20 protein-coding genes are annotated in these 21,100 nt (G+C 70.0%); 12 read left to right on the plus strand and 8 right to left on the minus strand.

Annotated elements, in window-relative coordinates:
* The first annotated feature begins 15 nt into the window (after positions 1-15).
* Together ACWPOB_RS09470 and ACWPOB_RS09475 are read left to right on the plus strand one after the other, a co-directional pair.
* Positions 16-507, plus strand: a complete 492-nt coding sequence (locus ACWPOB_RS09470) for a DUF6194 family protein (protein ID WP_455400641.1) — start codon at positions 16-18, stop codon at positions 505-507.
* A 17-nt stretch (positions 508-524) separates the two neighbouring features.
* Positions 525-1,295 (plus strand): MerR family transcriptional regulator, encoded by a 771-nt coding sequence (locus ACWPOB_RS09475; protein ID WP_100056304.1) that lies wholly within the window; start codon positions 525-527, stop codon positions 1,293-1,295.
* Between the two features lie 71 nt (positions 1,296-1,366).
* Here ACWPOB_RS09475 and ACWPOB_RS09480 read toward each other — a convergent pair whose 3' ends face one another.
* The 3 genes from ACWPOB_RS09480 to ACWPOB_RS09490 are packed head-to-tail and all read right to left on the minus strand — an operon-like array spanning position 1,367 to position 5,374.
* A complete protein-coding gene (locus ACWPOB_RS09480; protein WP_455400642.1) occupies positions 1,367-2,584 on the minus strand; it encodes a cytochrome P450 in 1,218 nt (405 codons plus the stop codon).
* A gap of 10 nt (positions 2,585-2,594) precedes the next feature.
* Entirely contained in the window at positions 2,595-3,707 is a 1,113-nt protein-coding gene (locus tag ACWPOB_RS09485) for an NAD(P)H-dependent flavin oxidoreductase (protein ID WP_100056302.1), read from the minus strand.
* A gap of 11 nt (positions 3,708-3,718) precedes the next feature.
* Positions 3,719-5,374 (minus strand): acyl-CoA synthetase, encoded by a 1,656-nt coding sequence (locus tag ACWPOB_RS09490; protein WP_100056301.1) that lies wholly within the window; start codon positions 5,372-5,374, stop codon positions 3,719-3,721.
* A gap of 77 nt (positions 5,375-5,451) precedes the next feature.
* On the opposite strand from ACWPOB_RS09490, the gene ACWPOB_RS09495 reads away from it, so the two are divergent.
* Positions 5,452-6,306 (plus strand): crotonase/enoyl-CoA hydratase family protein, encoded by an 855-nt coding sequence (locus ACWPOB_RS09495; protein ID WP_455400643.1) that lies wholly within the window; start codon positions 5,452-5,454, stop codon positions 6,304-6,306.
* 68 nt (positions 6,307-6,374) lie between these two features.
* Here ACWPOB_RS09495 and ACWPOB_RS09500 read toward each other — a convergent pair whose 3' ends face one another.
* Together ACWPOB_RS09500 and ACWPOB_RS09505 are read right to left on the minus strand one after the other, a co-directional pair.
* Complete coding sequence (locus ACWPOB_RS09500; protein ID WP_455400644.1) at positions 6,375-7,334, minus strand: hypothetical protein; 960 nt, start codon at positions 7,332-7,334, stop codon at positions 6,375-6,377.
* A 173-nt stretch (positions 7,335-7,507) separates the two neighbouring features.
* A complete protein-coding gene (locus ACWPOB_RS09505) occupies positions 7,508-8,545 on the minus strand; it encodes an LLM class F420-dependent oxidoreductase (RefSeq protein WP_455400645.1) in 1,038 nt (345 codons plus the stop codon).
* A 90-nt stretch (positions 8,546-8,635) separates the two neighbouring features.
* Between ACWPOB_RS09505 and ACWPOB_RS09510 the strand changes: the two genes are divergently transcribed.
* The 6 genes from ACWPOB_RS09510 to ACWPOB_RS09535 are packed head-to-tail and all read left to right on the plus strand — an operon-like array spanning position 8,636 to position 13,793.
* Positions 8,636-9,613 (plus strand): Zn-ribbon domain-containing OB-fold protein, encoded by a 978-nt coding sequence (locus tag ACWPOB_RS09510; protein ID WP_455400646.1) that lies wholly within the window; start codon positions 8,636-8,638, stop codon positions 9,611-9,613.
* Between the two features lie 16 nt (positions 9,614-9,629).
* Positions 9,630-10,691 (plus strand): thiolase domain-containing protein, encoded by a 1,062-nt coding sequence (locus ACWPOB_RS09515; protein ID WP_100056297.1) that lies wholly within the window; start codon positions 9,630-9,632, stop codon positions 10,689-10,691.
* A 1-nt stretch (position 10,692) separates the two neighbouring features.
* Complete coding sequence (locus ACWPOB_RS09520; RefSeq protein ID WP_100056296.1) at positions 10,693-11,868, plus strand: thiolase domain-containing protein; 1,176 nt, start codon at positions 10,693-10,695, stop codon at positions 11,866-11,868.
* 12 nt (positions 11,869-11,880) lie between these two features.
* Complete coding sequence (locus ACWPOB_RS09525; protein ID WP_455400757.1) at positions 11,881-12,759, plus strand: TIGR03619 family F420-dependent LLM class oxidoreductase; 879 nt, start codon at positions 11,881-11,883, stop codon at positions 12,757-12,759.
* Complete coding sequence (locus tag ACWPOB_RS09530; RefSeq protein WP_100056295.1) at positions 12,756-13,184, plus strand: nuclear transport factor 2 family protein; 429 nt, start codon at positions 12,756-12,758, stop codon at positions 13,182-13,184. Before ACWPOB_RS09525 ends, ACWPOB_RS09530 begins: the two co-directional genes overlap by 4 nt.
* Before the next feature lie 9 nt (positions 13,185-13,193).
* Positions 13,194-13,793: a nucleotidyltransferase family protein gene (locus ACWPOB_RS09535; RefSeq protein WP_455400647.1), complete on the plus strand. Its 600-nt coding sequence runs from the start codon at positions 13,194-13,196 to the stop codon at positions 13,791-13,793.
* Here ACWPOB_RS09535 and ACWPOB_RS09540 read toward each other — a convergent pair.
* The 3 genes from ACWPOB_RS09540 to ACWPOB_RS09550 form a co-directional block, all read right to left on the minus strand.
* Positions 13,774-15,210 (minus strand): MFS transporter, encoded by a 1,437-nt coding sequence (locus tag ACWPOB_RS09540; protein WP_455400648.1) that lies wholly within the window; start codon positions 15,208-15,210, stop codon positions 13,774-13,776. The genes ACWPOB_RS09535 and ACWPOB_RS09540 overlap by 20 nt on opposite strands.
* A gap of 114 nt (positions 15,211-15,324) precedes the next feature.
* Positions 15,325-16,896, minus strand: a complete 1,572-nt coding sequence (locus ACWPOB_RS09545; protein WP_455400649.1) for an FAD-binding protein — start codon at positions 16,894-16,896, stop codon at positions 15,325-15,327.
* A gap of 351 nt (positions 16,897-17,247) precedes the next feature.
* On the minus strand, positions 17,248-18,501 hold the full coding sequence (locus ACWPOB_RS09550) for a cytochrome P450 (protein ID WP_455400650.1): 1,254 nt from the start codon (positions 18,499-18,501) through the stop codon (positions 17,248-17,250).
* Between the two features lie 182 nt (positions 18,502-18,683).
* Between ACWPOB_RS09550 and ACWPOB_RS09555 the strand changes: the two genes are divergently transcribed.
* The 3 genes from ACWPOB_RS09555 (at position 18,684) to ACWPOB_RS09565 (ending at position 21,061) form a co-directional block, all read left to right on the plus strand.
* Positions 18,684-19,847, plus strand: a complete 1,164-nt coding sequence (locus ACWPOB_RS09555) for a steroid 3-ketoacyl-CoA thiolase (protein ID WP_043797491.1) — start codon at positions 18,684-18,686, stop codon at positions 19,845-19,847.
* Position 19,848: 1 nt separating this feature from the next.
* The gene (locus tag ACWPOB_RS09560; RefSeq protein WP_100055695.1) at positions 19,849-20,322 is read left to right on the plus strand and encodes a nitroreductase family deazaflavin-dependent oxidoreductase; all 474 of its coding nucleotides are present in this window, start codon (positions 19,849-19,851) and stop codon (positions 20,320-20,322) included.
* Positions 20,323-20,401: 79 nt separating this feature from the next.
* Positions 20,402-21,061 (plus strand): GNAT family N-acetyltransferase, encoded by a 660-nt coding sequence (locus ACWPOB_RS09565; protein ID WP_100055694.1) that lies wholly within the window; start codon positions 20,402-20,404, stop codon positions 21,059-21,061.
* Positions 21,062-21,100: the final 39 nt, after the last annotated feature.

Here is a 21,100-nt window from a genome sequence, read left to right on the forward strand (position 1 = left end):
CGTAGCGTCCGGCCCATGACGACGAACGAACCCCGATCCCTCACGGTGGACGACATCATCGACGTCACGGCGGCCCTGCCCGGGGTGGTGGCGATGACGGCCGGGGCGGACAACGGCGCGCCCCGGCAGGCGTGGGGCGACACCTTCCTGTTCTTCGATCCGGACGGCACCACCCCCGCCGACCGCCGGTTCCCGTTCGCCACGATCGTCGTCCACGATTACGACGGCTTCGACACCGCGTCCCACCTCTACCGGACGGGGGTGTTCCGGCTGAACGTCGCGGTCGGCCGCGACGAGTTCCGCGACCTGCTGGGCTACCCGCCGGCCGGGCACGCACGGCACAGCGCCGCCGTGGACTACACCGCCCTCGATCTCCTGCTTCCCCATCCCGTGTACGCGCCGCAGGGGTGGGTATCGATCCTGAACCCGGGCGTGCGCACCGCCGCACAGGTACCCGGCCTGCTCGCCGTCGCCCACGACCGGGCGGCGCGACGGCACCGGCCGTGACGGCGCATCATCGACGTGTGGACGGCGAGTACACGGTCGGGGACGTCGCGCGGATGGCCGGCGTCTCGGTGCGCACGCTCCACCACTACGACCGGATCGGCCTGCTCGTGCCCCATGGACGCAGCGCCGGCAACCACCGCCTCTACTCGGCCGCCGACGTGGAGCGGCTGCGACGCATCCTGTTCTATCGCGCGCTCGACTTCGGCCTCGATGCCATTGCCGACATGCTGGCCGATCCGGGCGCGACCGTCGACGATCACCTCCGCCGCCAGCGGCGGCTTCTCGAACAGCGCCGGGACCACCTCATCGGTCTGCTCGCGGCGCTCGATCGCGAGATCGAGGCGCGGCGCACGGGTGTATCGCTCACCCCTGAGGAGCAACTGGAGATCTTCGGAACCGACCGGTTCGCCGAACGATTCGCGGCCACCGAGCCGGACTGGCCGAATCACGACCAGTGGGAGCGGGCGGCGCACCGCGCCGCGGGGCACACCAGGGAGGACTGGGAGACGATCAAGGCCGAGGCCGACGCCGACATCCGAGCGTTCGTCGAGGCGATCGCGGCGGGCGAGCCGGCGGACGGACCGGTAGCGATGGATGCCGCCGAGCAGCACCGCCGCCACCTCGAACGCTGGTTCGGCCCGTGCAGTCCGCAGCAGCACTGCGAGATCGCGGCCCTGTATGTCTCCGGCGACGGCGCCACCGCCGAGTGGGAGGAGCTGGCACCCGGGCTGCCGCGGTTCGTCCACGACGCGATCGTCGCGAACGCGCGGCGTGTCCGTGGGTCGTGACAGGGAGGTTCTCGTTCCGAGCGGGAGCATCCTGGTCGACGCACCCGCACGATGCCGCGACATACTCCCGCTCACCGCCACAACCTCCCGCTCGGCTGATGTAGGAGGGCGGGCAGGCTCACCCAGCCGCGGGTGAACGACGACTGCAGGCGCACCCCCGATGCCGGATCGACCGACACGTGCGGGTACCGGGCCAGCAACTCCTCGAGCGCGACCCGGGACTGCAGCTTCGCCAGGTGCGAGCCGATGCAGAAGTGGGGACCGCTGGAGAATCCGAGGTGCCGCGGAATCGACCGGGTGACGTCGAACTGCTCCGCGGTGTCGCCGAATTCGCGTTCGTCGCGATTGGCGGCGCCGTAGAGCATCATCACCTTCTCCCCGGCCGGAATCGTCACCCCGTGCAGCTCGACGTCACGGGTGGTGGTGCGCGCGAGTCCCTGCACCGATCCCTCCAGCCGCAGCGTCTCCGTCAGCGCGCCCGGAATCCGGGAGGGGTCGTCGACGAGCAGGTCGCGCTGGCGGTGATCGGTGTCGAGCAGCATCACGGCGTGCGAGATCAGGTTTCCGGTGGTGTCGTTGCCGCCGGCCACCATGACGAAGCAGAACCCGAGAATCTCCCAGTCGGTGAGCAGTTCACCGTCGGACTCGACGGTGGTCAGGGCGCTGATCAGGTCGTCGCCAGGTTCGCGGCGGCGCTCGCCGATCAGCCGCGAGAAGTACTGGAACATTTCGGCGACGGCGTCGGGTGCGCTCATGGCGGCCAAATCGAATCCGCTGTCCTGCAACGCCGTCAGCGCGGCGACCCATGGATCGAACCGGGCCCGGTCGGCCGTCGGCACGCCGAGCATCTCCGCCAGGACGAACGTCGGGACGGTCGAGGAGAATTCGCGGTGCAGATCGACCTCGCGCCGCCCGGCGAACGAATCCAGCCGGCCGCGGACGAACCCGCGCACCGCGTCCTCGAGCGCCGCGACGCGCCGGGGCGTGAACCCCTTCGCGATCAGGCTGCGCAGCTGCCCGTGCCGCGGCGGGTCGAGCATGACGATCGTCGGGGCGAGACCCAGTTTGCCGATCTCGTCGGGAACGAACGTCAATCCCCCAGCGGACGAGTAGGTCTCGGTGTCGCGCACCGCGTTCCACACGTCCTCGAAACGGGACAGCACCCGGAACGGCGGAATGCCGTTCCGGGTGCTGACGTGGCGGTGCACCGGGTCCTCGTCCCGCAGCATCCGGTAGGCCGGGTAGGGGTCGGCCAGGAACTGCGGATCGAAGGGATCGTAGACGGTCACCACCGGTCCGTCACCGTGCTGCGTTCAACCGGTCCACGGCCCGCTCGTACCCCTCGACGAGCTCGGCCATGATCTCCGCGACCGGCCGGATCTCGTTCATCCGGCCGACGATCTGCCCGACGGGCATCGCGACGACCTCGGGATCGTCCGCGGCGGCGATCCGCTGGTGGGCTTCGCTCACGAGCAGGTTCTGCAACGGCATCGGCAGCGGCGACGGGGCCTCGGGCTTCGACCATGCCTCGGTCCACTTCGTCTTGAGCAGGCGGGCGGGCTTGCCGGAGTAGATCCGCGAGCGGACGGTGTCCGATGATGTCGCGCCCAGCAGGGCCCGTTGGACCGACGACGGGCCGTCGGCGGCAGCGCCGAGCTTGTATTCGGAGGTGGTGAGCCAGTAGGAGCCCATCCACACCCCGGACGCGCCGAGCGCGAGCGCGGCCGCGACCTGCCGGCCGGAGCCGATACCGCCGGCGGCAAGCACCGCCGCCGAATCGCCGAGGGCGTCCACGATTTCGGGCCAGAGCACCATCGAGGCCACCTCGCCGGTGTGCCCGCCCGCCTCGTACCCCTGGGCGATGACGATGTCGACGCCATTCTCGACGTGCCGCCGGGCATGCTCGACCGCCCCGGCGAGCGCCGCGACGGGCACCCCCTTCTCGTGGGCGAGATCGATCACGTCCTTCGGCGGGGAGCCGAGCGCGTTGGCGATGAGCGCGGGCCGGTGCTCGAGGGCGACGTCCACGTGTGCGCGGGCGACCGAGTGCAGCCAGCCGAGGACGCCGGCCGCGTGTTCGGCGGACTCGTCGAGCGGCGGCACACCGAGCTCGGCGAGGGTGCGCTCGACGAAGGCGCGGTGCTCGGCGGGGATGAGCTTGTCGAGGTCGACGGCGGTGCCCTCGGTGGGAACCTTTGCGGGCATCACGACGTCGACCCCGTAGGGCTTGCCGTCGGTGTTCTCGTCCATCCAGGTGAGCACGTCGTCGAGCTCGTCCGGGTCGTTGAACCGGACACAGCCGAGGACGCCGAGGCCACCGGCCCGGCTGATCGCGGCGGCGACGTGCTCGGACGGGGTGAACCCGAAGATCGGGTACTGGATGCCGAATTTCCTGCTGAGATCGGTGTGCATCCCGGTCCCTTCTAGCTCGCCGCGGCGGAGCCGTTGGTGTGGTGGTCGTCTGCTGGGCGCTGCTCGGTCTGTTCCTTGGCCCAGCGGTAGTCGGGCTTGCCGGCCGGCGAACGCTTGATGGCGTCGACGTACCAGACACTGCGCGGAATCTTGTAGCTGGCGATCTGCGTGCGGGCCACCTCGACGAGGTCGGCCAGCGCCGGGCGGGTACCGGCGCGGGGCGCGATCACGGCGGACACCCGCTGCCCCCAGCGCTCGTCGGGCACGCCGACGACGAGGACGTCGAACACGTCCGGGTGGGCCTTGAGGGCGCCCTCGACCTCCTCGGGGAACACCTTCTCGCCACCGGTGTTGATGCAGACGGACCCGCGGCCGAGCATGGTGACGGTGCCGTCGGCCTCGACCCGCGCATGGTCGCCCGGGATCGAGTAGCGGACGCCGTGGTACTCGCGGAAGGTCGCCTCGGTCTTGACCTCGTCCTTGTAGTAGCCGATGGGGATGTGGCCCTTGCGGGCGAGCACGCCCACCTGCCCGGATCCGGCCTCGACCGGATTTCCGTCGTCGTCGATCACGGCCGTGGAGGCGTCGATCTTGACGGTGGGGCCACCCGAGTGGGCCTGGCCCTTGGCGACGATGCCGAGTCCGCCGAAGCCGGTCTCGGACGAGCCGATCGAGTCGGTGATCACCGTGTTGGGCATCAGATCCAGGAAGCGTTCCTTCAGCGCCGGGGAGAACAGTGCGGCGCTCGACGCCATCGCGAACAGGGACGAAAGATCGTACTTCTCACCGGTTCCCGGACGGCCGCTCTCGAGCGCGTCGAGCATCGGGCGGCCCATCGCGTCGCCGGTGATGAAGATGACGTTGACCTTGTGTTCCTCGATGACGCGCCACACCTCGTGGCCGTCGAACTCGGGATGCATGATCACCTTGCCGCCGCTGAACAGCGACTGCAGCACCGCCCACTGGGCACCGCCGTGGATGAGCGGTGGGATCGGGAAACGGACCAGCGGCGGGCTCGCGGCACCGGTCTTTGCGAGTTCCCATTCGTCGGCGACGTATTCGCCCGTCATGAAGTTGATGCCGCCGCCGAGCACGCGCCACACGTCCTCCTGCCGCCACATCACGCCCTTGGGGCTGCCGGTGGTGCCGCCGGTGTAGAGGATGTAGAGGTCGTCGGCGCTGCGTTCGCCGAAGTCGCGCTCGGGTGAGCCCTGGGCCAGCGCGGACTCGTAGTCGACGCCGCCGTAGCTCGCGTAGTCGAGATCGGTGCCGTCGTCGACCACGACGACGGTGTGGATCTGCGGGCTGTGCGGCAGCACGGCGGCGACCTTGTCGGAGTAGCGGCGCTCGTGGACGAGCGCGACCATGTCCGAGTTGTCGAAGATATACTGCAACTCGTTCTCGACGTACCGGTAATTGACGTTCACCATCACGGCACGAATCTTGAACACCGCGACCATCGCCTCGATGGCTTCGATGGTGTTGCGTGAGTAGATACCCACCTTGTCACCGGGCTTTACGCCCCGTTCCTGCAGATAGTGGGCGAGCCGGTTGGCGCGCTCCTCCACCTGCGCGTAGGTGACCTCACGTCCGTCCGACGCGAGCGCGACGCGGTCGGGAACGAGGTCGATTGCGTGCTCTACGAGGTCTGCGATGTTAAGGGCCACGTCACAAAAGTAGAACGTGTTACCGTTTCTGACAAGACCCGGATGAGATCCAGTTCACAACCCCTCAGGAGTCCCCAGTGTCCACCACCGCATCGGAAGTTTCCGGCATTTCGGCAGACGCCCCGCACTGCCTCGTCGAGCAGCGCGGCTCGGTCCTGATCGTGACCATGAACCGGCCCGAGGCGCGCAACGCCCTGTCCGGCGAGATGATGGCGATCATGGCCGAGGCGTGGGACCGCGTCGACAACGATCCGGAGATCCGGGTGGCCATCCTGACCGGCGCCGGGGGCGCGTTCTGCGCGGGCGCCGACCTCAAGGCGATGAACCGGTCGGCCCCGGGCGACAAGTTCGAGCAGGGCGAGCGAAGCGACGGGAAGGGCAAAGGCGGTGGCTGGGATCTGTCCAGGCTGCCCGCACTGCTGAAGGGCCGTCGCCTCACCAAGCCGCTGATCGCCGCGGTCGAGGGCCCGGCCATCGCCGGTGGCACCGAGATCCTCCAGGGCACCGACATCCGCGTCGCCGGGGAGAGCGCGAAGTTCGGTGTCTCCGAGGCCAAGTGGGGCCTGTTCCCCCTCGGCGGCTCGGCGGTGCGGCTCGTCCGCCAGATCCCCTACACGATCGCCGCCGACATCCTGCTCACCGGCCGCCACATCAAGGCCGCCGAGGCCAAGGAGATCGGCCTGATCGGCCACGTCGTCCCCGACGGCCACGCCCTCGACAAGGCCCTCGAGATCGCCGAGACCATCGCCGCCAACGGCCCCCTCGCCGTCCAGGCCATCCTGAAGACCATCCGCGACACCGAGGGCATGCACGAGGAGGAAGCCTTCGAGATCGACGCGAAACTCGGCGCCGAGGTCTTCAAGAGCGCCGACGCCAAGGAAGGCCCCCGCGCGTTCACCGAGAAGCGCACCCCGAAGTTCACCGGCGCCTGACGGGCCGTGGGCCCGGGCCGAGCGAATGTATCGCTCACCTCCGTAGTCCGACGGTATGGTCCATTCGCTCAGCCCGGTGCCACCGTCCGTAGTCGCACGTCGGGCCGCGGCCGAGAGGCCGCGAGCTCGTAGTGCCGGCGCAGGTCGTCGACGACACGCCTCGGTGACCGCTCCACCGCACTCGGGATCGTCGGCAGCACGATGATGCCGGCGTTCTGCATGCGGGTCCGGCGCTCGATCGTGTCCTTGTACGCCTTGGGCGACAGGTGCCACGCGAGGGAGTCGATGTCCCAGGCCATCGCGACGTCGTCGATCCAGCCGTCAGGTCGTGCGATGAACCCGCCCCGGGAGTCGAGAACATCGCGGTTGAACACCATCTCGGGCAGGCCGCTGCGTTCCCACAGCTCCCGCGCCTTCGCCTCCGCGACCGAGTGGACGTTGGCATCCACCTCCCGGAGCACCCGCCGCGGCAGAGCCGAACCCCGCCCGCTCCCCTCCGCCAGCTCCTCCTGCAGTGCTGCCACCGACACCGCCCCACGCTGGACGGCCGAGGCGATCAACGACCGCGTCGCATCGAGAGTGGTGCACCGGCGCGCGGCGTCGAGCAGGGAACGTTCGATGGGAGCACACCGGATGCCATTACGTATCAAAGGGTCCGGAATTCGGGTTGTCCGCTCGACGAGGACGAATCCGGCCGACTGCACGCGACGATTCGCCGGGAGCAGCACGTGGACGTCGTATTGTTCTCCCGCCAGTCCATGTTCCCCGAGCGCCGATCGTCCGGTGAGTACGGCGTCGTCGCCGACGTACTTCATGGCCGCGATCGTGCGTTGCCGAGCCGACGCCGGTCCGTTTCCGAGCATCACGATGCCCGGCAGCAGCCGTTGCCAGGGACCACCCGGACGGCACCTCTCGTGAATTGCCGACCCCGACACTCCGACACGACGAAGCACGGCGTCGCGAACCACACCGCTGTCGCCCAGCCGGCCCAGTGCCTCCGGATCCCCCGCCCACTCACCCCTTCTCATGGACCTACAGTGCGCCGCTCGGTCGGATTCGTGCGGCCGCGGAGCGTGCATTCGTCGAATCTGTGGAGCAACTCGCCGACTGTGGACAACCTCCCCACCGAGCGAATGTGGCATCCCGTCGATCTGAGGAGGTGAACGATACATTCGCTCGGGGGAAGGGGGAAAGCGGGCGCCTACCGCAGCACGGCGTCCGCCAGGGAGCGCACGTGCTCGGCGTCGCGGCAGCTGACGAGCAGCATCGTCACGCCGGCGTCGGACCAGCGCTTCACGCCGGCGCGCACCTCGTCGCGGTCGCCGATGATCATCGTCTCGGTGACCATCTCGTCGGGGATCGCGGCGGCGGCCTCGTCCTTGCGGCCCGCGCGGAACAGGGCGGTCACCTCGTCGACCACCTCCCCGTAGCCCATGCGCCGGTACACCTGGGCGTGGAAGTTGAGTTCGGGGGTGCCCATGCCTCCGACGTACAGGGCGGTGACGGGCTTGAGACCGGCGATGGTCCCCGTCCGGTCGTCGGTGACGACGACCTGGCAGGTCGCGGCGATCTCGAAGTCGTCGCGGGTGCGCCGGGCGCCGGGCCGCGAGAAGCCCTCGTCGAGCCACTCGTCGTACATCGGGGCCAGGCGCGGGGAGTAGTAGATGGCCAGCCAGCCGTCGGCGATCTCGGCGGTCAGCGCGACGTTCTTAGGCCCCTCGGCGCCGATCCAGATGGGGATGTCGGCACGCAGCGGGTGCGTGATCGGTTTGAGCGGCTTGCCGAGCCCGGTGGCACCGGGTCCGTCGTACGGCAGCGGGTAGTGCGGGCCCGGATTGGTTACCGGCTCCCGGCGGGCCAGCACCTTGCGCACGATCGAGACGTACTCGCGGGTGCGGGCGAGCGGCTTGGCGAACGGTTCGCCGTACCACCCCTCGACGACCTGCGGCCCGGACACGCCGAGCCCCAGGATGTGCCGGCCGCCGCTGAGGTGGTCGAGGGTGATCGCGTGCATGGCACAACTGGTGGGGGTGCGGCCGGAGATCTGCACGACGGACGTGCCGAGCCGCACCCGCTGCGTGCCCGACCCCCACCATGCGAGCGGCGTGAACGCGTCCGAGCCCCACGACTCGGCGGCGAAGACCGCATCGAAGCCCTCCGCCTCGGCGGCGGCGACGAGCTCGCCGGCGTTCGCGGGGGGCTGCGCCCCCCAGTAGCCGAGTTGCAGACCCAGTTTCATTGCACACCATTCCTTTCGGGGCGGACCGGGGACACCGCTGCTCGGACAGTACCCTTGCCACCGTCTCTAGAACCTGTTCTACTCGAAGTTGTGAGCCTGGGAAAGAGCGTGATCGCGGAGAAGCCGCTGAGCGCACCACTGAACCTGAAGTTCGACTACACCCGATCCACGGGGCCGACCGTCGGCGCGTTCGTCACGGGCCTGCGCGACGGACGCATCCTCGGCGCCCGCGGCTCGGACGGGCGCGTCCTCGTGCCGCCCCCGGAGTTCGACGCGGTCACCCACGAACCCCTCACCGACTTCGTCGAGGTCGGGCAGTCCGGCACGGTGCGCAGCTGGACGTGGAACCCCGAGCCCCTGCCGGGCCAGCCGTTCGACCGGCCGTTCGCGTGGGCGCTGATCCAGCTGGACGGGGCCGACACGACGCTGCTGCACGCGGTCGACGTCCCCGGTCCCGAGGACATGAGCACCGGGATGCGGGTACGCGTGCGGTGGGCCGACGACCGCGCCGGTCACATTCGTGACATCGCAGCCTTCGAACCGGGCGAGGCCGAGACCGTCACGGTCCGGACGGACGCCTCCGGCGAGCCGGTGACGATGATGATCACGCCGCTGGATCTGCACTACACGCACAGCGCGTCGTACGAGGAGTCCTACTACCTGCGCGCGCTGGCCGAGGGCAAGCTGATCGGCGGGCGCACCGGACCGGGCGGCAAGGTCTACATCCCGCCGCGCGGCGCGAACCCCACCGACGGCATCCCCACCCGGGAGCAGGTCGAGGTGTCCGACAAGGGCATCGTCACCACGTTCTGCATCGTCAACGTGCCGTTCCTCGGCCAGCAGATCACGCCGCCGTACGTCGCGGCCTACGTGCTGCTCGACGGTGCGGACATCCCGTTCCTGCACCTGATCCTCGAGTGCGACGCCGCCGACGTCCGGATGGGCATGCGGGTGGAGGCGAAGTGGCGCCCGCGCGAGGAGTGGGACTACACGCTGCGCAACATCGAGTACTTCCGGCCGACCGGCGAACCGGACGCCGACTACGAGACCTTCAAACACCACCTGTAAGGGAGCCGCGCCCACCATGACAGACATCGCAGTCGTCGGCTTCGCGCAGGCACCCCACGTGCGCGAGACCACCGGCACCACCAACGGCGTCGAAATGCTCGTCCCCTGCTTCCGGGAGCTGTACTCGAAACTGGGAATCACCAAGTCGGACATCGGTTTCTGGTGCTCCGGGTCGTCCGATTACCTCGCGGGCCGGGCGTTCTCGTTCATCTCGGCCGTGGACGCGATCGGCGCGGTGCCGCCGATCAACGAATCCCACGTCGAGATGGACGCCGCCTGGGCGCTGTACGAGGCGTGGGTCAAGCTGATCACCGGGGAGGTCGACACCGCCCTGGTGTACGGCTTCGGCAAGTCGTCGGCCGGCACCCTGCGTCAGGTCCTCGGCCTGCAGCTCGACCCGTATCTCGTCGCCCCGCTCGGCCTCGATTCCGTATCCCTCGCCGGGCTGCAGGCCCGGTTCGGGCTCGACGCCGGCAAATGGACGGCGGAGGACATGGCGCGGGTCGCGGTCCGTGCGCGGGCCGCCGCCAAGGACAACCCGAACGCCCAGATCAGCGGCGACTTCGACGTCGAGGAGCTGCTGGCCCGGCCCTACGTCGCCGATCCGCTGCGGGGGCACGACTGCGCGCCGGTCACCGACGGCGCCGCCGCGATCGTGCTCGCCGCCGGCGACCGGGCCCGTGAACTGTGCGAGAACCCCGCCTGGATCACGGGCATCGAGCATCGCATCGACTCGCCGAACCTCGGCGGCCGCGACCTGACGACCGCGCCGTCCGCGTCGGCCGCGGCGCGGGCCGTCACCGGCGGTGACACCGCGTTCGACGTCGCCGAACTGCACGCACCGTTCACCCATCAGGAGCTGATCCTGCGCGAGGCCCTCGGCCTCTCCGACGCGACGGCAGTCAACCCGACCGGCGGCCCGCTCACGGGTAACCCCATGTTCTCCGGCGGCCTCGAGCGCATCGGCTGCGCCGCGCAGGCGATCATGGCCGGGCGGGCCGGGCGGGCCCTCGCACACGCGACGAGCGGCCCTGTGCTGCAACAGAATCTGGTAGCCGTTCTGGAGGGACGTAACTGACATGGCCAAGCAACTCGCGGCTGTCCTCGGCACGGGGCAGACCCACTACGTCGCCAAGCGCCACGACGTGTCCATGTCCGGCCTCGTGCGCGAGGCGATCGACCGCGCCCTGGCCGACTCGGACGTCGGCTGGGACGACATCGACGCGGTCGTGATCGGCAAGGCCCCCGACCTGTTCGAGGGCGTGATGATGCCCGAATTGACCATGGTCGACGCGATCGGCGCCACCGGTAAGCCGATGCTGCGGGTCCACACCGCCGGTTCGGTCGGCGGGTCCACCGCCAACGTCGCCGCCAGCCTCGTCCAGGCCGGCGTGCACCGGCGGGTGCTGGCCGTGGCATGGGAGAAGCAGTCCGAGTCGAACGCGATGTGGGCGCTGTCCACCCCGGTGCCGTTCACCATGCCGGTCGGCGCCGGCGCCGGCGGCTACTTCGCCCCGCACGTGCGCTCCTACATCCGCCGATCGGGCGCACCCGAGCACATCGGCGCGATGGTCGCCGTGAAGGACCGGCTCAACGGCGCGAAGAACCCGTACGCACACCTCAAGCAGCCGAACATCACGCTCGAGTCGGTGCAGGCGTCGCAGATGCTGTGGGATCCGATCCGCTACGACGAGACGTGCCCGTCGTCGGACGGCGCGTGCGCCGTCGTGATCGGCGACGAGGACTCGGCCGCGGCGGTCGAGGCGCAGGGCCGGAGGATCGCGTGGATCCACGCCACCGCGATGCGTACCGAGCCGACCACGTACGCGGGACGCGACCAGGTCAACCCGGAGGCAGGCCGGATGGCCGCGGCGGCGCTGTGGCGGGCCGCGGGCATCACCGACCCGCTCACCGAAATCGACTGCGCCGAGATCTACGTCCCGTTCTCGTGGTTCGAACCGATGTGGCTCGAGAACCTCGGCTTCACCCCGGAGGGCTCCGGCTGGAAGCTCACCGAGGCCGGGGAGACGGCCATCGGTGGTCAGCTGCCGGTCAACATGTCCGGCGGTGTGCTGTCCTCCAACCCGATCGGCGCCTCCGGCATGATCCGGTTCGCCGAGGCCGCGATGCAGGTGATGCAGCGCGCCGGGGAGCATCAGGTCGACGGCGCGCGCAAGGCACTCGGGCACGCGTACGGCGGTGGCTCGCAGTACTTCTCGATGTGGGTCGTCGGCTCGGACCGACCGGAACGATAGGCACGGACCGTGGTGGACTTCACCGTCGGCGTCGCGATGACGCCCCTCGACCAGCTCACCGGCCTCGCCCGCACCGCCGAGGAGTGCGGGTTCCGGTCGATCGCGCTGCCCGACTCCCTGTTCTACATGGAGAAGCAGACCGTCGACTACCCGTACACCCCCGACGGGTCGCGGATGTGGACCGAGGACACGCCCTGGGCGGACCCACTGATCGCCGCGGCCGCGATGGGGGCGGTCACGTCGACACTCCGGTTCTACACCCAGGTCCTCAAGCTCGGCTCGCGCAACCCGGTGCTGCTGGCCCGCCAGGTCGGCTCGGTGGCCAACCTGACCGGTAACCGCTTCGGCTTCGGAGTGGGAATCGGCTGGGCCCCCGAGGAGTTCGAGTGGTGCGGGGTGCCGTACGCGCGGCGCGGCAAGCGGGTGGACGAGATGATCGACGTCATCAAGCTCATCCTCGGCGGCGGCATGGTCGAGCACCACGGCGAGTTCTTCGACTTCGACCGGCTGCAGATGAGCCCCGCCCCCACCGAACCCGTGCCGTTCTACATCGGCGGCCACACCGACGTGGCGCTGCGCCGGGCGGCCCGCGTGGGCGACGGCTGGACCTCGGCGATGATCCGGTTCGACGACCTCGTGCAGGTGATCGCCCGGCTGCGGGAGCTGCGCGCCGAACACGGCCGCGCCGACGATCCGTTCGAGATCCAGGCGGTGTGCGTGGACCGGTTCGGCGGTGCCGGGTACGCCGAGCTCGAGGATGCCGGCGTCACCGACATCATCGTGGTGCCGTGGATCTTCGACGGGCACGGCTTCGACAGTCCCCTCGAGACGAAGCAGGAGTCCCTGCACCGTTTCGCCGACAGGTTCATCCACGGAAAGGCATCGGCATGAGCGAAGAACACCCGGCCCGGGTCGCCTCGCGGGCGTCGCAGGCGGCGGCAAGCGGTAAACGCAAGGACGAGTGGCTCGCGTTGTTCGCCGAGAACGGTGTCGTCGAGGACCCGGTCGGTCCGTCCGGATTCGATCCGGAGGGCAAGGGCCATCACGGCCGCGAGGCGATCTCGCGGTTCTACGACATGACCATCGCGAACACCGACAGGCTCGAGTTCCTCGTCGACGACGTGCTGGTGTGCGGCGACGAGTGCGTCAACATCGGCACCATCCGCACGACCCTCGGCGGCAACGTGATCGACGCCGAGGGGGTGTTCGTCTACCGTGTCGACGACGCGGGCCGGATCGCGTCGCTGCGCGCCTTCTGGGAGGTCGAGCGGGCCATGGCGACGGTTCGTCCCGCGGCCGAGGAAGCACGCGGCTAGAGTCCGGCCATGACCGTCGCCGGGATCGTCCTCGCGGCAGGGGGCGGCACGCGGTTGGGCGGGCGCGCGAAAGCGCTGCTCCCCCACCGCGGCCGCCCCCTGTTGCACACCGTGGTGGCCGCGCTCGCCGACGGCGGCTGCGACGAGGTCACGGTCGTCGCCGGCGCCTACGCCGGCGACGTCGTCGCCGCGTGCCCGCCCGGCGTCCGCGCCGTCGTCAATCCGCGCTGGGCCGAGGGGATGTCGACGTCGCTGCGGTGCGGGGTGGACGCCACGACCGGCCACGACGTGATCGCGCTGACGGTCGTCGACTTCCCCGGCATCACCGCCGAACTCGTCCGCACCGTACTCGTCGCGCACCGCCCCGGCACGATCACCCTGCCGGTGTTCGGGGACCGCCCCGGGCATCCCGTGGTGTTCGACCGCCACGACGCCGAGGCGGCGGCCCGCGAGGCCGTCGGCGACGAGGGAGCCCGGCGATTCCTCACCCGCAACCGCGACCGGGTGCGACGGCTGGACTGCACGCGCCTCGCCGATCCCGGGGACATCGACGTCCCCGACGATCTGACGCTGCTGGACGGGCCGGACATCACGCCCGCCGATACCTGATCGCCGAACCCAGCCCGATCGTCACGGCGCAGGAGAGGACCAGCATCGCGCAGACGGCCCCGAGCGCGGCCACCGTCGGCGTCGCCGTCCCGGGCAGCACCAGGGACGCGAGCAGGAGCGAGGCGAGTGAGGTGCCCACCGCCGACGCCGCGGTGCGCAGCACCGTCTGGCTGCCGGCCATCTCGCTGGTGTTGTGCTCCGGGACGGACTCGACGAGCAGGTTCGGCAGCGCCGTGTACGCGAACGCCGTCGCCACCGACACGGCCACGACCAGCAGCGTCATGCCGATCACCGATGCGCGGAAGAAGAAGAACCCGGCACACGCGACGAGGAACATCACGCTGCCGAGCAGCAACGACGTCCGTGCCCCCACGGCGGCGGCGATCCTGCCCGCGACCGGGGTGAATGCCATGCCGATCATCGCGCCGACGAACGACAGCGTTCCGGCGTAGGTCGGCGAGAGTCCCAGGCCGAACGGCGCGGTGGCCGGGCTCTGCATGATGATCGGGATGATCATCGTCCCGACGCCGATCGGTCCGACGCCGAGTGCGACCCCGGCGAGCATCGTCAGGGCGACGTTGCGCTCGGCGAGCAGGCGCAGGTTCACGATCGGAGACGTCCGGCCCAGTTCCCACCACACCCAGCAGGCGAACACCGCGGCGCCGAGGACGATCGGACCCAGCACGCGGACGTCGCTCCAGCCCCAGGAGCGGCTCTGGGTCAGACCGAACAGGACGGACGCCACCGACACCGCCAGGCCGACCGCGCCGACGACGTCGATCGGTTGCCGCCGAGCGGTGCGGCGCCGCCACGGCAGCACGGCCTCGACCAGGAAGAGACAGACGAGCGCGTAGCCGGCGGCGACGACGAAGATGTACCGCCAGTCACCCAGGTCGATGAGGACGCCGGCGACCAGCAGGGAGGCCGCGCCGGCCGCGACGGCCGACCCGGAGATCAGTGCGACCGCCATCGGGACGCGCTCCGCGGGCAGATGTTCGCGGGCCAGCCCGATGCACAGCGGCAGGATCGCTCCGGCCACACCCTGGATCGCCCGGCCGGCGATGATAGCCTCGAGGGTGCCGAACGCCATGCTCACGATGGATCCCGTCGCGGCACAGGCCAGCACCACCATCAGCACCCGTTCGCGGCCGTACATGTCACCGAGCCGGCCGCACACCGCCGCCGAGGCGGCCGCCACCAGCAGGAACGCCGTCACGCTCCATCCGACCGCGGATGCGTCGGCTTCGAAGACGCGAGCGAACGTCGGCAGGGCCGCGTACATCATCGACGTCTCGAATGCGCTGATGACCTCGACGGCGATGAGGATCGCCACCACCGCCCCCACGGGCCGGGTCCGCTGGTAACGGCGTTCGGCACGGGTCGAGGGGGACCGTTCGGGTGCCAACGATGTGCTCATGAAAGCTCCTACGTACTGGTTCGTCGCTCCCGAACCGTACGGTCGAGCAGACGCGAGTGTGACGCAGGACCCACTGAGCGGGACCGGGGACCGGACGCGCCGGCCGGTGCGGCTCTACGCTCCGGCCATATCCCGGACCGCCAGATGGGCGAACAGCGCGCTGGTGCCGATCGGGTTCCCGCCGCCGGGGTAGACCGTGCCGCTCGGCGCGGCCATCGTGTTCCCCGCCGCGTACAACCCGGTGATGGGCGCCCCGGCCGTGTCGAGCACGCGCCCGACGGTGTCGGTGCGCAGTCCGCCCTTGGTGCCGAGGTCGGAGATCCCGAACTGCGCGGCGTGGAACGGCCCCTTCTCGATCGGGATCAGCGCCGAACCGCCGCCGGTGAACGCCACGTCGTACGGCTCGTCACCGCGGCCGAAGTCCTCGTCGACGCCGGTGGCGGCCAGTCCGTTGAACCTGGCCACGGTGTTCTCCAGCGCACCGGCCGGCACCCCGATCAGGTCGGCGAGTTCGGCGAGCGTGTCGGCGGTCCGCCACAACCCCGCGTCGACGTACTTCTCGGTCGCCACCAGCGGCACGTTCGTCGCGGCGATCGGCGGCACCACGCCGCCGCGATCGTCGTAGATCATCCAGAACGGCAGCGTCATCTCGCCGCGGTCCATCCGCGCGATGATGTCGCGGCCGAGACGGTCGTAGGGCGCGTACTCGTTGGTGAAGCGGTGGCCGTCCTGGTCGACGAAGATGCCGCCGGTAAAGCACAGCGCGAAGGCCGACCGCCCGTCGGGGTGGGTCAGCCCCGGGGACCACCACGCCTCGCTCATCAGGTCGACGTCGGCGCCGATCGCGATGGCCGCCCGATGCGCCTTGCCGAGGTTGGACCACGGCCCCATCGAATCGCGGGCCGCCCCGGGAACGCCGTACTCCCGGCGCATCTCGTCGTTGTGGTCGAATCCGCCGGCGGCCAGCACGACACCCTTGCGGGCACGCACGGCGCGGCGCTCGCCGCCGTGGGAGACGACGGCACCCACCACGGCACCGTCCTCGACGACGAGTTCCTCGAGCGGAGTGTTCCGGTGCAGCTGCACGTTCGGGTACTTGCGCATGGCGATCAGGAACCGGCCGATGAGAGCGCGCCCGCCGATCAGGATGTCCGGCAACGGATCACCGTTGCGTTCCCGGCCCAGCGGTCCGCGGACGGACTCGTTGAGTTCGGGATCGTCCGAGATCGGCCGCGGCGTCGGCGCGATGTGACGGCCCTTCGCGCTGGCCTTGGGAGCCTTGCCGAAGTAGTCCGGCCAGGGGTAGGCCGTGAACTCGATGTCCTCGTCGGCCTCGAGATAGTCGATCAGGGGAGCACCGCCGCGCACATAGGCGTCCTGCAGTTCGCGGGGGGTGCGGTCGCCGACGACCGCGTGATAGTAGGTCAGGGCGTCGTCGATGGTGTCGTCGTCACCGGCACGTCGCAGCACCGCGTTGGTGGGGAACCAGACCCCGCCGCCGCCGGAATATGCGGTGGTGCCGCCGAAGTACTCGGAGGCCTCGACCAGGACGACGGACAGTCCCTCGCGGGCAGCGGTGTAGGCGCCGCAGCAGCCGCCGGCGCCCGATCCGACGACGAGGACGTCGCATTCTTCCGCCCAGTCCACCATGTTCGATGCCTTTCGCCGATTCCGTTCCAGGAGCACGTGACACTATTTCCGCAACCGCGGGGCGCGGGAGGAGACGTCTCACTGGGTGGAACAGGCGCGGCCCCTGCTGCGCGGGTTCTCTCGGGGCTCGGCGCCGAGTCCCGCTGTTCGGCCCGCGCAGGCCGGACCCGGCACGGCGGCGGTCGCGCAGACAGGTCCCGGCCAGTAGGACCGAAAGCCGCGGGCGCCTCGGCGGCCGAATACTGTGAGCGAGCACCCCGCCCTCACCCCCAATTTCGGCGGGGTGCACCCATGTCGCCGGCTCCAGCAGCACCCCCCTCACACCTCTGTCCGGAAAGCACGGCGGCGCCGGGGGACTCCCGATCTCTCGGCGCCGCCCCACCCGGGTCAGTGCTCGACCGGGCAGCCGCCCTGCGTCTTGTAGTCCACCCGGAACTCCTTGATGCCGTTGAGCCAGCCGGAGCGCAGCCGCTTCGGGTCGGCGACCTTGGTGATGTCGGGCATGTAGTCGGCGATCGCGTTGAACACGAGGTCGATCTCCATCCGCGCCAGGTTGGCACCGAGGCAGTAGTGCGCACCGGTACCGCCGAAGGCGAGGTGCGGGTTGGGATCTCGCAGGATATCGAACGCGCGGGGGTTCTCGAACACCTCCTCGTCGTTGTTCGCCGACGCGTACAGCATCACGACGCGGTCGCCCTTGCGGATCGTCCGGCCGCCGAGCTCGGTGTCCTCGAGCGCGGTGCGCTGGAACGACGTGACCGGCGTGGCCCAGCGGATGATCTCGTCGGCCGCGGTCTTCGGCCGGTCCCGCTTGAAGATCTCCCACTGCTCCGGGTTGTCGAGGAAGGCTGCCATCCCGTGCGTGATCGCGTTGCGGGTGGTCTCGTTGCCGGCGACGGCGAGCACGATGAAGAAGAAGCCGAATTCCTCGGGCGAGAGCTCGTCACCGTCGATGTCGGCTTCGATCAGGGTGGTGACGATGTCGTCGGCCGGACACTCCTTGCGGGCGGCGGCCATCTGGTACGCGTAGCCGAGGACCTCCATCGACGCGGCCGCCGGGTCGGCGGTGTTGTCCGGGTCGTCGTAGCCGGTCATCTGATTCGACCACTCGAAGATCTTGTCGCGGTCCTCCTGCGGGACGCCGATGAGTTCGGCGATGGCCTGCAGCGGCAGCTCCGCGGCGACCTGGGTGACGAAGTCGCCCCCGCCGGCCCGGCAGGCCTCCTCGACGATCTTCTTCGCGCGGGCGTTCAGCTCGTCGCGAAGGCCGTTGATCGCGCGCGGGGTGAAACCGCGGGCGACGAGCTTGCGCAGCTTGGTGTGCTCGGGCGCGTCCTTGTTGAGCAGGACGTGGCGCTGCAGTTCGATGGCCTCGCGCGGGATGTCGTCGTTGAACCGCGGGATCGCGGTGTTCTCCCAGTTGGAGAACACGTCGCTCCGGCGGGAGACCTCACGGACCTCCTCGTGCCGGGACACGACCCAGAATCCTTCGTCGTGGAATCCGCCGACGTCCGGGGATTTCTTGTTCCACCAGACGGGGGCCGTCCTACGCAGCTCGGCGAACTCCTCGAACGGCATCCGCTCGGCGTAGAGATCCGGATCGGTGAAGTCGATGTCTTCGGGGATGTTGGGCTGCGCCACTGAATTCTCTCCTGCCCTGACGAGTGCACCGTGTCGTGATGTGGAACACGTTCTAAAAGCATTCAAGCACAGGGTGGCCCGAAGGCCAAGGAATCGCCAAGTCCCGATCATTCGGACCATGCCTTGCCCGCCCCGGAAACCTGTTCTACTTTGCGAGGACAAGGACCAGAAAGGAGCCCACCGTGGGCACACCAGTCATCGTCGAGGCGGCACGCACCCCGATCGGCAAGCGCGGCGGCTGGCTCGCCGGCCTGCATGCTGCCGAGCTTCTCGGAGCCGCACAGAGCGGACTGATCGAGCGCGCGGGCCTCGATCCCGCCCTCGTCGAGCAGGTGATCGGCGGGTGCGTCACCCAGGCCGGCGCGCAGTCCAACAACATCACCCGCACCGCGTGGCTGCACGCCGGCCTGCCGTGGCAGGTCGGCGCCACCACGGTCGACTGCCAGTGCGGGTCGGCCCAGCAGGCCAACCACCTGATCGCCGGACTCATCGCCACCGGCGCCATAGACGTCGGCATCGCCTGCGGTATCGAGGCGATGTCGCAGGTGCCGCTCGGCGCGAACGTCGGCGACCTCGCCGGCCCGCGGCGGCCCGAGTCGTGGAACATCGACCTGCCCAACCAGTTCGAGGCGGCCGAGCGCATCGCCCGCCGTCGCGGCATCACCCGCGAGGACGTCGACGCGCTCGGCGTCCGGTCGCAGGCGCTGGCCAAGCAGGCGTGGGACGAGGGCCGCTTCGACCGCGAGGTGCTGCCCGTCGTCGCGCCCGTCGTCGACAAGGAGGGCACGCTCACCGGCGAGAAGCAGACCGTCGCCCGCGACCAGGGCCTGCGCGAGACGACCACGGAATCGCTCGCGAAGCTGAAGCCGGTCCTCGACGGCGGCATCCACACCGCCGGCACCTCGTCGCAGATCTCCGACGGCGCCGCTGCGGTGCTGCTCATGGATTCCGACCGCGCGGCGGCGCTCGGCCTGAAGCCGCGGGCCCGGATCGTCTCGCAGGCCCTCGTCGGCGCCGAGCCCGAGTTCCATCTCGACGGCCCGGTGCAGGCGACGAGCCGCGTCCTCGAGAAGTCCGGGATGACGATCGGCGACCTGGACCTGTTCGAGGTCAACGAGGCGTTCGCGTCGGTGCTGCTGTCGTGGGCGCGGGTGCACGAGCCCGACATGGACAAGGTCAACGTGAACGGCGGTGCGATCGCGCTCGGCCACCCCGTCGGTTCCACCGGCTCGCGGCTGATCACCACCGCGCTGCACGAGCTCGAGCGGCGCGACGGCGCCACCGCGCTGATCACCATGTGCGCGGGCGGCGCGCTGGCCACCGGCACGATCATCGAGCGGATCTGACATGAGCGGAGCCGCCGCGCCGAAGGGTCTCGACTCGAAGTGGACCGTGCCGATCATCAAGTGGATGTCGCGCGCCAACGTGGCGGCCTATCAGGCCACCGGCGGCCGGATCGGTGGAAAGTGGCGGGTGGGCAGCGCCTTTCCGTGGGGCATCCCCGTCTGCCTGCTGACCACCACGGGCCGGAAGACGGGACAGCCGCGGACCGTTCCACTGCTGTTCCTCGAGGACGACGAGCGGGTGGTGCTCGTCGCGTCCCAGGGCGGCCTGCCCGAGCACCCGCTGTGGTTCCGCAACATCCAGGCCGATCCGCGGGTGACCGTGCACGTCCGGTCGCGGGTGCGGCAGATGACGGCACGGGTGGCGACGCCCGAGGAGCGGTCGCACTACTGGCCGCGGCTGGTGGCAATGTACGCGGATTTCGACAATTATCAGTCCTGGACGGATCGGGTCATCCCGGTGGTGGTGTGCGAGTGACCCTCGCGGGAGCCGGCACGACCGGGCACGAACCAGTGGGGTGCCCGGTCGAGCTGCTCTCGAGAAGGGATGTCACCCGATGACAACCGCGAACCACGATCAGGTACTCGACAAGCGGGAGATCGCGGCGGCACTGCTGCGCGCGCTCGAACGCCGGCACGAGGTCCTCGATGCCATCGTCGAGAGCAACGACAGGGCCGAGGCCGTCGCGACCGTCGCGCAGCTGCTCGACACGAACGAGTTCTGCGCCGAAGCGGTGCTCAATCTTCCGTTCCGGCGGCTGACCAAGGCGGAGCGCAAGAAAATCCGTGAGGAGCTCGACGACCTCGACGCGGTGCTGAAGTGGACGCCCGCCGAGCGCCCCTACGCCACCGGCGCCCACTTCCGGCTGCGTCAGTTCAGCGACAGCGAGCCGGACCGCGAGCTGTTCCGCGCCCGGTGCGAGGAGCAGCTCGACGACGCCGGTGCGGCGCAGGTCGAACAGGAGCGCGCCGCCGGCCTGTCGCGCATCGACGACGAGTCCGCGGTGTGGCTGGTCGCCGAGGACCTGTCCGGCACCGAACCCAAGCCGGTCGGCTTCGCGTTCGGCGAGCTGCAGGGCCATGAGGTCGACGTCGCGATCTGGGTCCACCCCGAGCTGCGCAAGCAGGGCTACGGCACCGCGACCCTCAAGCACGCCCGCACCGAGCTGGCCGCGTACTTCCCCGGCACCACCATCATCGTCCGCTCGCCCGCATAGGCGGCTGCGCCGCCGGTGCGTCCTTCGGGTCGTTCCCAC

This window comes from Rhodococcus sp. 2H158 (assembly GCF_053764755.1).